A 13508-nucleotide genomic window follows, 5' to 3' on the forward strand; every position below is an offset into this window, starting at 1 on the left:
GAGGGTTTGGTAGTTTTTCTCATTGTCAAATACCTGGAAAGTAGACCACTCATATTTATCAATGCACTATTTTGTGATTTTGTCAATGCGTAAGTCCTATAACTTATATGCGGTCATGCTTCGCCCTCTTCAAAACCCAGATGCACCCATTGAACTCATTTAGACCACAGAAACCGGGTTTTTTTGTGAGTCTCGTGGCTCCGATGAAAGATTTTGGTAAAAACCAGGTTTTTGACCGCCCGTGCGTCCAAGGCTATTTAAGATGCTTGTTTGTGTCCCATTTTCAGAAAGATAGTTTCTAAGTCTTCTTGAGTGCAGTGAAATTCGGTGAGGGGAATATTGGCATTGACGAGCGATCGCAATAAATTCGCTGCATCTTCCCGGCTTCCTGAAAAATGAACGCACACCTGCTGAGTTTCCGGCACTATTTCCCAACTTTCAACCCAAGGAAAGTTCTTGAGTTCGGATGTCAGTGCTTCTATATTGCCCAAAGTTGACAGGAAAATTTGCTGTTTCCCGAGGCGTTTGTAAAGTTCTTGTAAAGGGGCGCTTTCCACAAGATAGCCCAATTCCATAATCCCTACCCAGGTGCAAAGTTCGGCTAAATCGCTGAGAACGTGGGATGATATGACTACGGTCATCCCGGCTTGTTGCAAGGATTTGATGATTTCGCGAAATTGCGATCGCGCGATCGGATCTAAACCCGAAACTGGTTCGTCTAACAGCAACAACAGCGGTTCGTGAATAATCGTGCGCCCCAAACTCAGGCGCTGCTTCATTCCCCGCGACAGAGTGGAAATTAAGCTGTTGCGCTTGTTGGTTAATTGCACGAGTTCTAAAACTGCATAGATGCGCTCTCTGCGCCGGGGTTGTCGCAGGTTGTAGAGTCTGGCAAAGTAATCTAAATAATCGCAAACAGTCAAATCGTCGTAAAGCGGAAAATCGTCGGGAAGAAAACCGATGCGCTGTTTGAGAGTGGGATTAGATCGATCGCGCAACAAGCGTTTGCCGTTGATGTAAATCTCCCCTGTAGTAGGTTCTTCAGCGGAGGCCAACATTCGCAGCAAGGTAGTTTTGCCCGCACCGTTGGGGCCGATGAGTCCGCAGATTTCGCCAGCGGCGACTTGCAAGTCGATGTCATTGACGGCAATATGGCGATCGAATTGTTTGGTAAGTCCGCGAGTGTCTATTGCTAATTCTTTTGCCATAGTTAAAAGGCGAGTGAAATTGGCTGCGGTTTGTCTCTAGAAAAGGAAGTTTAAGCTTGTATCTAGCTTAGCCTTTTGATACAGCAGTTGTCAGGGGGATTGCGGAAAATTAACTGTTAAATTTTAAAAAGATTACGATTTATGTTTAAAAATAAGCTCGCTCAGTATTTAAACTAAATCTCAAAAATAATCCAACTTTTGTGGCCTGGGGACGCGAGTCAGTCCAAAATGTAAAAACTAAAACAGCTTATTATTATACCAGCCAAAGATTGCTAACGCGATTCCATAATTTAGGTTGGTTAGCGAAATCACAGACAGTAATTTTAGACGATCTATAGACTTGTAAGTAAGGTGCGTCAGACTTAGGCTGCGTGCGAAATAATTAGATTGTGGGCTTGACGCACCCTACAATATATGTGTTCGTTGTGTAAGTCATCAACTACAAAACTGCCATAACAATTAAGGCTAACAAGCAGCTTAACTGCATCCCTAAGCTTAATACCCTAAACATGGGATTGAGACTGGCGATGTGAATCATTGAATGCAGCAGCCGAAATACAATGTAGGCAACAATCAGCGAATCTACGGCTATTCCAGAGACGCCCCTAACTGTTAGCATAAAAAAAACTCCCAAATACAAAGGCAGGTTTTCTATCAAGTTAGATTGTACTCTAAATAGTCGCCACAGCAAGCTTTCATCGTTTTGTGTACCAAAATCTTTGGGAGATCCGCCCGCAGATAGATGCCGAATCCTGACTGCTATGAGGGCGATGACAATTGCGATCGTCCACAGGATGAAAATTACCAAACCCCAGAGAGGGAGGGTCATATTTGTCGTTTGAATTTGGATCATCTTTCTACCTGGCGAAACTGCTGCTAATACTTTAGAAAAGTTACCACTCAGGAATCTAGGAGAAAATTGCAGAATTTTAGTAAAAAATTGCCTTCGCCTTGCACTTATTGCAGCAACAGCAGGATCTCGTCACACCAAGCTAGCCAGCCTGTTTCGTAGTGAATCCCGCGCAGTAAAGTCATGTACTGAAATTTTAGGCTGTTTGACAACTTTTGGGGATTTGTAAATTCCTGGGTTTTAATTTGTTGATAAATCATTAATCGCTGCTGATGTTGCTGGCGGTGCACTTCGAGTTTTGCCACGATTATCTGAGGAGACACCAGATAGCCAGCATAGAGTTTGACGAGTAACTCATCTTTGATTGGTGCCATCTCCTCCGACTCAGCAATCCATTGACACAACTGCTGTTTACCCAATCCCGTCACGGTATAGATACGTTTGTCGGGTCGATTTTCCTGCTGTACGGATTCGGCTTGCAGCCACTGCTTTTCTTCGAGGCGGCTCAATTCTCGGTAAATCTGCTGGAAGCTGGCACTCCAAAAAAAACCAACCGATCCTTCCACAGAGGGATTGAAGCGCTTGGCTAGGTCGTAGCCACTGCTGGGGGCGCTTACTAAGACTGACAGAATGGCATAGCTAAGAGACATAGGCTAGGGGTTGACATACTCACTAAGTTGAATATATCATAAATTGTATATTCAATTTAGTGAATAATCGTGAGATTGAATATGTAATTTCCAGGTAGTAAGATTTTCAAGGAGTTTGAAGATGGCAAATGCAAACAGATATTCGATTTACCAGATCGATTTGCCGGATCGCCCGGAAGCAGTGGTGTTTGTCAACGGCTTTGTGGCACGCGATCGCGCGGGGTTTTTCTGGATGTGGAAAAATCTAGTGTCGATCGGCACTTCGACTGGTAAAGCTGAAGGCTGCGTGCAAGTGAAAGCAGGAATTTGTGGGCCAAAGGAAGTGATTATGGTGAGTTACTGGCGTTCAGAAGCCGATCTGAAACAGTTTTTCCGAGGTGAAGCCCATCGGCGGATGATGCAGTTTGTGTTGAAAAATCCTGATAGCCTCTGTTTGTATAACGAGACATACACACCTTCGCAAAGTGGGAAATACAGCCACGAACCGCAAGGGATGGCAACGCTTTATCCTAGTTTTGCAAAATGAGCAATAACGTGCCAAGTAGCTTGATGTTCGGGCAGCATCCCAATTTGGTAAAAAGCATTTTTTACGCAGTGCGAGCGTCTCGCTCGCGTGCTTTATAAAGCACGCGAGCTCCCGACAGCACTACAAATGCAAAACTGAGATGCTCCCGCTGAGGTAACAGAAAATCTGATGTCAGTTCTCGGCTAAAATCAATTAGCTCGATCTGCTTTTGCTGTGGTATTCTCATCTTTCGCTAAAAAAAAGTAAATCTAAAATCTACCAGAAAGAATTGGTTGAAAGCCGGAACCATTTGAGGGAGAAATTAAAAAGACGATTCATTACTCCAATTCTCTGACTTAAGGGTAGAGGTAGCTCTCAAACTGTCAACTGTCAACTGTCAACTGTCAACTGTTGAAAATCTACAATCGACTGAGGGCCGCACCATTCGATCGAGCAAATGTTCGATCGCACTTGGGAGATTCTCGCAAAAACCAGTGTGTACCGGTTTTCTTGAGGAATTACCGTAATCGCGATCGCAAGTGCGATCGACTCGTCATTCGTCTGGGCGATCGAATCATAATCTTCTGGATTCACAAGATTTGACATGATTTTTAAATCACCTAAAGTAACCAAAGAGAGATAGAAATCGATTTTGGAAAATGAGCCGATTCTACTAAGAAGCCGGAATTCTTATCCATCCTAACAACTCCTTTGGGAATACAATCAGTAAATTCCCACTTTAACGAAGTTTCCCAAGCTGTTTCAAAGCACTTACTACCGCCTCCGCACGAGTTTGTACTCCCAGCTTTGAGTAGATATGTTCTAAATACTTTCTGACTGTACCAATACTCAGACTCAGTGTTGCCGCAATTTCTGGATTAGTCTTACCTTGCGTCACCTCAAACAATACTTCTGTTTCCCGCTTGGTTAATCCTAGGAATTCCAAAGATACGGATGATAGAGTTAAAAACTCCTCTTCTTCAAGCAACAATAGATATTTTTCCAGCGGTTGCTCAGTCAGAAAGCGTACAATTAATTGTTTTCCTGCTTGTTCTAATTTCAGCGGTAAATGAGGTGCAGGGATTTCATCACTTGGTGTTACCAGCGACAACTGATATTTAACCCATCTCTGCAAATTGTCTGGCAAACATTTTGTTGAAAAATGTGAGTCTTGAAAATACTGTTTCAGCCAATGCAAAGCTCGTTCGCTCATGAATTGAACTTGCCCATCTCCGTTGAGAGAAATAATTCCTAATGCCTCCAGAGTATGACGCTGTTCTACCCACTCCTGTTCTATTTGGGTAAACTGATTCATGTTTTGCTGGGCTTGTACCAGATGAGGGTGCAGTAAATTGAATAAATAGCGATCGCGCTCAGTAAAAATCCGATCTCCCAAAAGTGTAATCGCAATAATATCATCTTGTCCAGAGTAGAGCTTGCTCGCAGATTTAGCAGCCAAAGCAAGAGGTAGTGAAACTGCGATCAGATCCTTGATTCCTCTAGGCTGCATCACCTTTCCATACAATCCTTCCAGACGGTGCAGTTGCTGCTCGTTTAAGAAGTCTGAAACCTTATGCGCTCGATTGTCACGAGTTCGGAGATAATTACCGACTAGAGGGTTTTCGTAAAAATGCTGGTGAGCAACTTTCTCAAAATTCACTGTATCAAGGCGATCGAACCCAGGGGCGGGTTTATAGTCGAGGGAGGTAGTCTTGCTATTCTCGAAGGAGAGGGTGGTGTAGGTGTAATCTACTGCGGAAATAACCTTCGAGACGATCGCCAGCAGATGAGATGAGAAATCCTCAACGGTACAAGTTTTGTAGAGTTCCTGTAAGCATCCTGAAAAAATTTGAAAATCATGCTGAGTTAAGTGTTGCATTGTCCCTGATAAAATAGTCGCTAATCATTCGGACTCGATATAGAGTAAGACGAGTTGCGAGGAGAAATAGATGCTTTTGTATCTTTTTTGTAACAATTGACTACGGCAAATGACGGGTTGAATCTGGATTTGAGATATGACAAGCTTGAAAAACAGTTGACAGTTGACCTGGGACAGTTGACAGTTGACCTGGGACAGTTGACAGTTGACCTGGGACAGTTGACAGTTGATTAACATAACAAAAACGGTTTGTAGTGCGGACTTCAGTCCGCAGCTTGAGAGCGGACACTCCCGACGCACGCGCGATCGAATCTTATAGCGGTTAAATGACACTACGAATGTAACAACAAGTCCTAAGTTCAAGTTGGAATAGTTGAAATAGTTAAAATGTCACTAACCCCAGCCTTAAGGCATGGGGCTTGAAAGAGGGAGATTCACCAACTTCTTAATTTGAGACTAAAATAGTGTCTAGACGCCAACCGCATCGTTGGGACAAAAAACTGAACAGCCTGGGCGTGGTAGCTCGAAATACGTCAAGAATGCCTCCCTAGTTTTTAACCTCTATAGCTGTCAGTGTCGAAGGGAAATATATACTCGCAAGAGACTTACCGTAAATGTTTGTACCAGTTCTAGATAGTGAAAACAGACCGCTAATGCCTACTACGCCAAGTCGTGCGCGGCGTTGGATTAAGGCGGGCATCGCCACCCCATTTTGGAAAAAAGGAGTGTTTTGCGTTCGACTCAATGTAGAACCATCAAACACGCACCGCCAACCAATAGCAGTTGGTATTGACCCAGGTTCAAAGCGAGAAGCTTTTACAGTCAAATCCAAAGCTCATGCCTACCTCAACGTGCAAACCCACGCCGTCGATTGGGTGAAAGACCATATTGAGACACGGCGAAATATGCGACGCGCCAGACGTTTTCGCAAGACGCCATGCCGCCAAAACCGAGCAAACCGACTGGTCAACAAACATCGCCTGCCCCCATCGACTAAGGCGAGGTGGCAGTGGAAATTAAGAATAGCTAAATGGCTAACCTTGATGTTTCCGGTATCAACTTTCGTCGTCGAAGATATCAAAGCCCGAAAGAGGAAAAACGCACGCAAGTGGAACGTGTCGTTTAGCCCTCTGGAAGTAGGCAAACGCTGGTTTTATCGGGAACTTACTCGTATTGCACACCTTGAAATCAAAACGGGTAACGATACCTACAATCTGCGTCAAAGTCTGGGACTCAAGAAATCAAAGCAGAAATTGTCAAACAAATTTGAGGCTCACTGCGTTGATTCTTGGGTGCTTGCTAATTGGTATGTTGGAGGACATTTTGAACCCGATAACACAGTGTTGATAGAAGTGATGCCTCTGGAGTTTCACAGAAGACAGCTACATCGATTGCAACACGCTCCCGGTCATATTCGTTCTAGATATGGCGGTACGATTAGCGCAGGGTTTAAACGCGGCTCAATCGTCAAACATCCCAAGTATGGGTTTTGCTATGTCGGTGGCTGGCAAGCGTCACCAACGAAAAAAGACCCAAACCGGAAAACAATTAGTTTGCACAGTTTAGGGACTGGCAAGCGGTTGTGCCAAAATGCGTTGCCGGGAGATTGTAAGTTTTTGTCCCCGAACTCGTGGCGCATTGCCAATTAATTGTAAAGCCGTCCTATAAGGACGGGGTTTCACACCGATTTTTCTGATGACTAAACTGCCGCAAAAGCGCAAGCGCCGAGGCGTGATTCTTTCAGATTGGGGTTTGCAGCGTCTACAGAATACCCAGGAACAATTAGCCATTGCTGAAAATGGCGGTTCTGCTTACACATTAGAGCGATTAAGCAATTTGACAGGGCTCAGTGCTCGATCGATCGGACGGCTGCGAAGTGGCAAAGCAGCAGTCGATCGCCAAACCCTAGAAGAGTTATTTCGCGCCTTTAACCTGACTATAACCGAGCAAGACTACATCCAGCCAGAACCAACAACCGCAGAACGCCAGCCTGTAAAGTCGATCGCCCAAAATTGGGGAGAAGCCATAGATGTTTCCCGCTTTTACGGGCGTACCGCAGAACTTACCACCCTCACCCAATGGATTTTACAAGATAATTGTCGGTTGGTGTGTATTTTTGGGATTGGTGGCATCGGGAAAACCGCTTTATCTGTCAAATTAGCAGAACAGCTACAAAACCAATTTAGCTACGTCATTTGGCGAAGCCTCCGCAATGCCCCGCCGCCGGAAATTTTCTTAGCAGAATTAGTCTCATTTCTCTCAGGACAACAGGATACAAAAGCAGAAATTAGCAGCTTGATTCAGTGTCTGCGGAATCATCGCTGTCTGATCGTTATAGACAATACCGAAAGCCTGTCACAACCAGGGGATCAGAGTGGACAATATCGTCCCGGCTATGAAGCTTACGGAGAAATGTTGCGCGCGGTGGCCGAAACTCGCCATCAAAGCTGTTTGGTGTTAACCACCAGGGAAAAATGCCCTCAATTTGCTCAATCGGAAGCGGGCGACTTAGCAGTACAAAGCTTGTCCTTGGGCGGTTGTCCAGAAGCCTCCGAAGCATTGATTGAGGCGACGGAATTAACTGGATCGGACAGTCAAAAACAGGATTTGTGCGATCGCTATCGATGCAATCCCCTAGCCTTAAAAATCGTTGCCACCACCATTCGAGATCTGTTCAGCGGCAATATTGCTCTTTTCCTAGAACAAAACGTTACTGTATTTGGCGATGTTGCAGATTTAATTCAACAACAATGCAATCGTCTGTCAATCTTAGAGACTCAAGTCATGTGCTGGTTGGCGATCGATCGCGAATGGGTTTCCTTTACCGAACTTCGAGAAGATTTGAATGCTGGCGTATCCCAAACGCAGTTGATGGAAGCCCTGCAAAATTTGAAATGGCGATCGTTGATTGAAACCAACGCAGGTCAGTTTACATTACAACCTGTGGTGATGGAATATGTCACGCAGACACTGATCGATCGCATTTGTGACGAAATTGCCGATCGCTCATCGCCGACTCCATTGTCAAATTCTTCCCTATTGCAAACCCATGCCTTAATCAAAGCACAGGACAAAGACTACATTCGCGACAGCCAAAATCGCATGATTTTAAAGCCACTGAGCGATCGGTTGCTGAGTCAATTGGGTTCTCAAAAAGACATCGCATATCAACTAAAACAAATTCTATATCGCCTGCAAACCGAGTGTCCGAATCAGGCTGGATACACTGGTGGCAATATTATCAATCTATTACGCCACCTTCAGATTGACCTAACTGACTACGACTTTTCCTATCTCAGCATTTGGCAAGCCGATCTTCAGGATGTGAACCTGCATCGAGTCAATTTCACCCATTCTGACCTATCAAAATCGCGGTTTACCCAACCGTTAGGCAGTATTTTAAGGGTTGCATTTAGCCCCGACAGTCAACTGCTAGCAACTGGAGATAGCAATAATCTGGTGTCCCTATGGCAAGTTTCTAACGGACAATCCAGAGCCATATTTAGATCGCATCACGGTTGGGTTTGGGCGCTGGCTTGGAGTCTCTTTCCCTTGCCTCTTAACGGGGGAAACGAAGCAGGGTATGTCCTCGCCAGCGGCGGTGCCGATCGAACTATCAGACTGTGGAGTATTGAATCAGAAAGTTGTTTGGCAATCTTGCAAGGACATCAGACTACCATCAGAACCCTAGCATGGCAGCCGCACGGACACATCCTTGCTAGCGGGGACGATCGCCAGATTCGACTGTGGGATACTCGTACCAAAGAATGTTGCCAGATTTTGCAGGGCCACAGTAATTGGGTGATGTTTGTTGCTTGGAGTCCCGACGGTCAAATCCTCGCCAGTGCTTCCTTAGATGGAACGGTTCGAGTCTGGGATATACAGAATGGTGAGTGCCTGAAAATCTTATCCGAACATACTAATGGAATTTGGTCAATTGCTTGGAGTCCCAACGGAGAACTTCTCGCCACAGGGAGTCAAGATCGAACCGTGAAGATTTGGGATGCCGACAGCGGTAAATGTCTCAAAACTTTGCAAAGAGACGATCGGGCAGTCTTTTCCCTCGCCTGGAGTCCCGATAGCAGAATGCTCGCCAGCGCTAGCGGAGACCAGAATATCGCGATCTGGGATATAGAAAGCAGTCAATGCTTGCAAACCTTACAGGGAGACAGCAATTCGATTTGGAACGTGACTGTAGCTTGGAGCCCAGACGGGAAAACGATCGCCAGTGGTTCCCACGATCAAACCGTGCGACTGTGGGAGGTCGATCGCAGTCGATCGAATCAGTGCCGAAATTTCAAAACATTGCAGGGATACAGCAATTCTATGTTTGCGGCGGTTTGGAGTCCCGATGGTACGATCCTTGCCAGCAGCAGTGGCGATCGTCTGGTTCGGTTGTGGAATCCTCGCACAGGTCAATGTTTGAAAACATTAAAGGGTCACACCAATTGGATTTGGGGTTTAGCCTGGAGTCCCGATGGCACTACCCTTGCTAGCGGATCCGATGACTGCACGGTTCGACTCTGGGATGCCAGCAGCGGCCAATGTTTGGCAACCCTCGAAGGACACGCAGCCTGGGTTTGGGCTGTCGCTTGGAGTCCCGACAGTCAAATTCTTGCCAGCGCGGCGGGCGGCCTGAATATTCGGTTGTGGGATGTTAAGCACCGGAAATGCCTGAACATCTTGCAGGGAAATGACAGTTGGGTTGGGAGTTTAGCCTGGAGTCCCCACGGCAAAATCCTTGCTAGCGGTTCCCACGATGGAAATCTGCGACTCTGGGATAGCAGCACCGGTCAATGCGTGGATGTCTTGCAGGGACATGAAAGTTCCATTAGATATGTATCTTGGAGCCCGGATGGCCAAACCCTTGCTAGTGCTTCCCAGGATCTGAGCATCCGACTCTGGGATAGCTGTACTGGCAAGTGTCTGAAAATTTTGCAGGGACACAGCGATATGGTAAAAGCAGCAGTCTGGAGTCCTGACGGTGAAATGCTGGCCAGTTGTTCGCACGATCGAACTATTCGACTCTGGGATGCGGGCACGGGAGAATGCACGAAAATTCTACAGGGACATACAAGTCAAATTTGGTCTGTTGCTTGGCGTCCTGTTGTCTCGAATGAGGCAGAAAATCGCGACTTTGTTCTTGCAAGCACCAGCGCTGATGAGACGATTAAGCTGTGGGATGTCAACACAGGTGAATGTTTGAAAACTCTCAGAGCCGATCGCCCCTATGAAGCTATGAATATTACCGGAGTCACGGGTATTACACAAGCTCAGAAAGCCACTTTGGAGGTGTTGGGGGCACACAGTTGACAGTTGACAGTTGACAGTTGACAGTTGACAGTTGACAGTTGACAGTTGACAGTTGATACCCGGTTTCTTAAAGAAACCGGGTTTCTATGTACCTCACTTACCACCAAACCAGATTTGGGATCTAAACCAAATTGTTAGCTACCGAACTGTCTACTGTATCGTTGCCTCCGAGCATCGAAACTCCCAAAGGAAAATTATTGGCATCTGCGATCGACAAAAAAACTGTTTCGGATGTATTGTCGCCAATTAAGCGGCGCGGTTCGGATGGATCTGTTTGTAAAGCCATGATGTCTTACCTGATAAAAAATCTCGGTTTTGATGCAGAATTTTTGCTAGAAACAGGGTTTCTATGTACCTCACTTACCACCAAACCAGATTTGGGATCGTGGCAAATTAAAATCCTTGAACCGAGATGATATTGCCTTGAACCTGGGCTGGAGTTACACCATCAACAAAACCCAATATATTGCCGGAATTTTTAACTTTGATGAGAGTTCCTGTCGTTACAATAGGGCCAGGATTTAGTAAACTTGTCAGACCTTGGTCTTTTAAAACTTGTGGCCCGTCAAACCCCAATATAATTGTCACATTTGTCAGGTTTTCCAAAACTACATCGCCAGCAGTCAAACCCCCTGCTAATCCAATTCGATCGAAACCAACTCTGAAAAGGCTAATCAGATCCGCATTATTGATATCTGTAACTCCGGGTTCTGCTTGCAAGACATACAAGTTGCTGCCGATTTTAGGCCCAGAAATATTGTCATCAAATCCCAATAAAATATCTCGTCCCAAACCCCCAATAAGAGTGTCATACCCATTACCGCTAACTAAGAAATCATTGCCTCTACCGCCCAATAAAATATCGTTTCCCCCAAACCCATAAATCAAATCTGCATCTTGCCCTCCGCTGAGATAGTCATTTCCAGCCTCTCCACCTAGTAAGTCTTTCCCCCTGCCTCCAAATAAGGAATCATTACCCGAGTTTCCCCTGAGAACGTCTTCTCCTTCATTGCCATACACCAAATTGTTAGCTGCTGAAATGTTAACTGTATCGTCACCTTCGAGCATCCAGACTCCCAAAGGAAAATTATTGGTATCTGCGATCGATAAAAAAACGTTTTCGGATGTATTGTCACCAATTAAGCGGCGCGGTTCCGATGGATCTGGTTGTAAAGCCATGATGTCTTACCTGATAAAAAGTTGTCATTGAAATAATGAACCTAGAATTGTTTAACAACAATTAAAATTCAAATAATTACAATTTTTGGAGTTAAACAAATAGGTAAAGTCGCATGAAATTTGCAAGCTGACTATTTATGGGTCGCAGTGCCTATAAACAGACTCAAGCTTTTGATTAAAATTCTTACAAATTTAAACAGTGCTCCGACTTATCAGCACATTAACAAAATAACTCAACTCCATGAATCATGTCCAGGACAGTTAGCCACTTAAGCTAGCCACTTAAGAAAGGCTACCAAACAAAAGATTTTTTAATTTTCAAAGCGCCGATGTTAATTTTTTATGTTCCGGCACACAAATAATCAAAGACCGGGTTTTTTACCAAAATCCTTGGTTGAAGTCCATAGATTAGGTAAAAAACCCGGTTTTTTTTAGCTAATTTGTCCAGGAATGTCCTAGCAAGCGCGACAAGTCCTAAGGAACAAAGACGATATCCGAATCGGGACGAAATCCACCCGGTATTTTGGCAAATTGCTGGTTTTTAAACGACAGCGCACCAGTGCTGTTATTGTATTGAAATTCACTGACTGAAGACACTCCCATTCCACTTACCGAGACTTGGACTTTATCACCTTCCCAGTAATGAAAGTCTTGGATTAAATCAATGCCTTCATAGGCGGGGGTGGAGTAAAAAATGAAATTATCTGCTCCACCACCACCATAGAGAGTGTCATTTCCTGGTTCACCAGAAAGATTGTCGTTGCCATAGTCACCGTCGAGGTAGTCATTACCGAAGGAACCAAGCAAAAGGTCGTTGTCATATCCACCGTAAAGGGTGTCGTTACCAGTCCAACCATCTAAGGTATCGTTACCCCCCTCGCCGTAGAGTTTATCAGCAGAATCGGTACTATTGAATAAACCATTGCTACCGTTGATATAATCATTACCTGCACCTCCCCAGACGGTATCCGCGCCTTGTTCGCCATAGAGGTAGTCATTATCCTCTTCACCGAAGATCAAGTCATTGCCCGAGTATCCCCACAAGGTATCATTTCCAGACCCTCCATACATCGTATCGTTGCCCGCCCCGCCAGATGAAGAGTCGTTACCCGCCAAGGCATAGATAGTATCAGCCCCGCTAGTACCATCCAAATACGTATCGTTGAATGATGTACCGATAATTGGCTTTGCCATCGGAATTTCTCCTAAAATTTGTAGTTTGTTTGCTTGTTTTCTCTGGTTCTCAAAGTTCAGAACCAATCTGCAAATTGCGAATTAGATTCACAATCGATCGATTTTGCGATCGCACAGATACAAGCTGTCGCGATAGGTGAGCGTCGCACTAAACACATTGCTGTGAATCTGAGTTGAATGCGAATTAGAACAATCGGAAATGCCACAATAATTAAACATTATTTAGGTAATTTCCTGATTGGTTGAAATCTAACGCTGCACGCTGATATATCTACTTTGTCCTGAGTGACAGCTAATGTCCAGGACATTTAGACAGTTAAGCTAGCCACTTAAGCTAATATCAAAAAACTACCTATAGATTAAGATTGAAAGATAAATATTACTAAGATTTAATTTTTTTTTAGCAGGGTTAGATTCAGCCATTCAGTCAGTTATGCTGTCATCTAAACAAACAAAAGAGTGCCCAATGGGTACTCTTTTGTTTGCATCCGGTATTGTAACTAGCACGCTACTATAGACTTGTAGGGTGCGTCAGATTTTTATGTTTCCCAAAAGGTACGTTGTTGCGCTTCAGCGCTCTTTCTAAATATAACACTGCGAGCGAAAGATTCGCGGACGCTGTTGGGATGAACGGCTCTCCTGACTTTATGGTGTATAATGTAACAAACAATACATTTACTGTCATGGACTTTTATTTAGACTATCTATTAGACTTGCCTGGAGTCAAGAT

At 44.8% G+C, this 13508-nt stretch carries 12 protein-coding genes; 3 read left to right on the plus strand and 9 right to left on the minus strand.

Annotation, left to right across the window (positions count from 1 at the left end):
* Positions 1-257 precede the first annotated feature (257 nt).
* The 3 genes from JGK16_RS29750 to JGK16_RS29760 form a co-directional block, all read right to left on the minus strand.
* The gene (locus JGK16_RS29750; protein ID WP_293179145.1) at positions 258-1208 is read right to left on the minus strand and encodes an ABC transporter ATP-binding protein; all 951 of its coding nucleotides are present in this window, start codon (positions 1206-1208) and stop codon (positions 258-260) included.
* 439 nt (positions 1209-1647) lie between these two features.
* A complete protein-coding gene (locus JGK16_RS29755) occupies positions 1648-2037 on the minus strand; it encodes an MAPEG family protein (protein ID WP_293179142.1) in 390 nt (129 codons plus the stop codon).
* A gap of 128 nt (positions 2038-2165) precedes the next feature.
* Positions 2166-2708 carry a PadR family transcriptional regulator gene (locus JGK16_RS29760; RefSeq protein WP_293179139.1) on the minus strand — a complete coding sequence of 181 codons (543 nt, stop codon included), beginning with the start codon at positions 2706-2708 and terminating at the stop codon, positions 2166-2168.
* Between the two features lie 121 nt (positions 2709-2829).
* On the opposite strand from JGK16_RS29760, the gene JGK16_RS29765 reads away from it, so the two are divergent.
* A complete protein-coding gene (locus JGK16_RS29765; protein ID WP_293193527.1) occupies positions 2830-3234 on the plus strand; it encodes a DUF4188 domain-containing protein in 405 nt (134 codons plus the stop codon).
* 369 nt (positions 3235-3603) lie between these two features.
* Here JGK16_RS29765 and JGK16_RS29770 read toward each other — a convergent pair whose 3' ends face one another.
* Positions 3604-3819: a hypothetical protein gene (locus JGK16_RS29770; protein ID WP_293179133.1), complete on the minus strand. Its 216-nt coding sequence runs from the start codon at positions 3817-3819 to the stop codon at positions 3604-3606.
* 133 nt (positions 3820-3952) lie between these two features.
* A complete protein-coding gene (locus JGK16_RS29775; protein ID WP_293193528.1) occupies positions 3953-5092 on the minus strand; it encodes a helix-turn-helix transcriptional regulator in 1140 nt (379 codons plus the stop codon).
* Positions 5093-5706: 614 nt separating this feature from the next.
* Between JGK16_RS29775 and JGK16_RS29780 the strand changes: the two genes are divergently transcribed.
* Both JGK16_RS29780 and JGK16_RS29785 read left to right on the plus strand, forming a co-directional pair.
* On the plus strand, positions 5707-6741 hold the full coding sequence (locus JGK16_RS29780) for an RRXRR domain-containing protein (RefSeq protein ID WP_293179127.1): 1035 nt from the start codon (positions 5707-5709) through the stop codon (positions 6739-6741).
* A 46-nt stretch (positions 6742-6787) separates the two neighbouring features.
* Entirely contained in the window at positions 6788-10405 is a 3618-nt protein-coding gene (locus JGK16_RS29785; RefSeq protein WP_293193529.1) for an NACHT domain-containing protein, read from the plus strand.
* Positions 10406-10526: 121 nt separating this feature from the next.
* Here the strand turns inward: JGK16_RS29785 and JGK16_RS29790 are convergent, their stop codons facing one another.
* The 4 genes from JGK16_RS29790 to JGK16_RS29805 all read right to left on the minus strand — a co-directional run bounded on the left by JGK16_RS29790 (position 10527) and on the right by JGK16_RS29805 (position 12997).
* The gene (locus JGK16_RS29790; RefSeq protein ID WP_293179121.1) at positions 10527-10691 is read right to left on the minus strand and encodes a hypothetical protein; all 165 of its coding nucleotides are present in this window, start codon (positions 10689-10691) and stop codon (positions 10527-10529) included.
* A gap of 107 nt (positions 10692-10798) precedes the next feature.
* Positions 10799-11584: a calcium-binding protein gene (locus JGK16_RS29795; RefSeq protein ID WP_293179118.1), complete on the minus strand. Its 786-nt coding sequence runs from the start codon at positions 11582-11584 to the stop codon at positions 10799-10801.
* Positions 11585-12058: 474 nt separating this feature from the next.
* Positions 12059-12778 (minus strand): calcium-binding protein, encoded by a 720-nt coding sequence (locus JGK16_RS29800; protein WP_293203563.1) that lies wholly within the window; start codon positions 12776-12778, stop codon positions 12059-12061.
* An 87-nt stretch (positions 12779-12865) separates the two neighbouring features.
* A complete protein-coding gene (locus JGK16_RS29805) occupies positions 12866-12997 on the minus strand; it encodes a hypothetical protein (protein WP_293179112.1) in 132 nt (43 codons plus the stop codon).
* Positions 12998-13508 lie beyond the last annotated feature (511 nt).

The organism is Microcoleus sp. PH2017_09_SFU_O_A, from assembly GCF_020738625.1.
Classification (GTDB): Bacteria; Cyanobacteriota; Cyanobacteriia; order Cyanobacteriales; family Microcoleaceae; genus Microcoleus.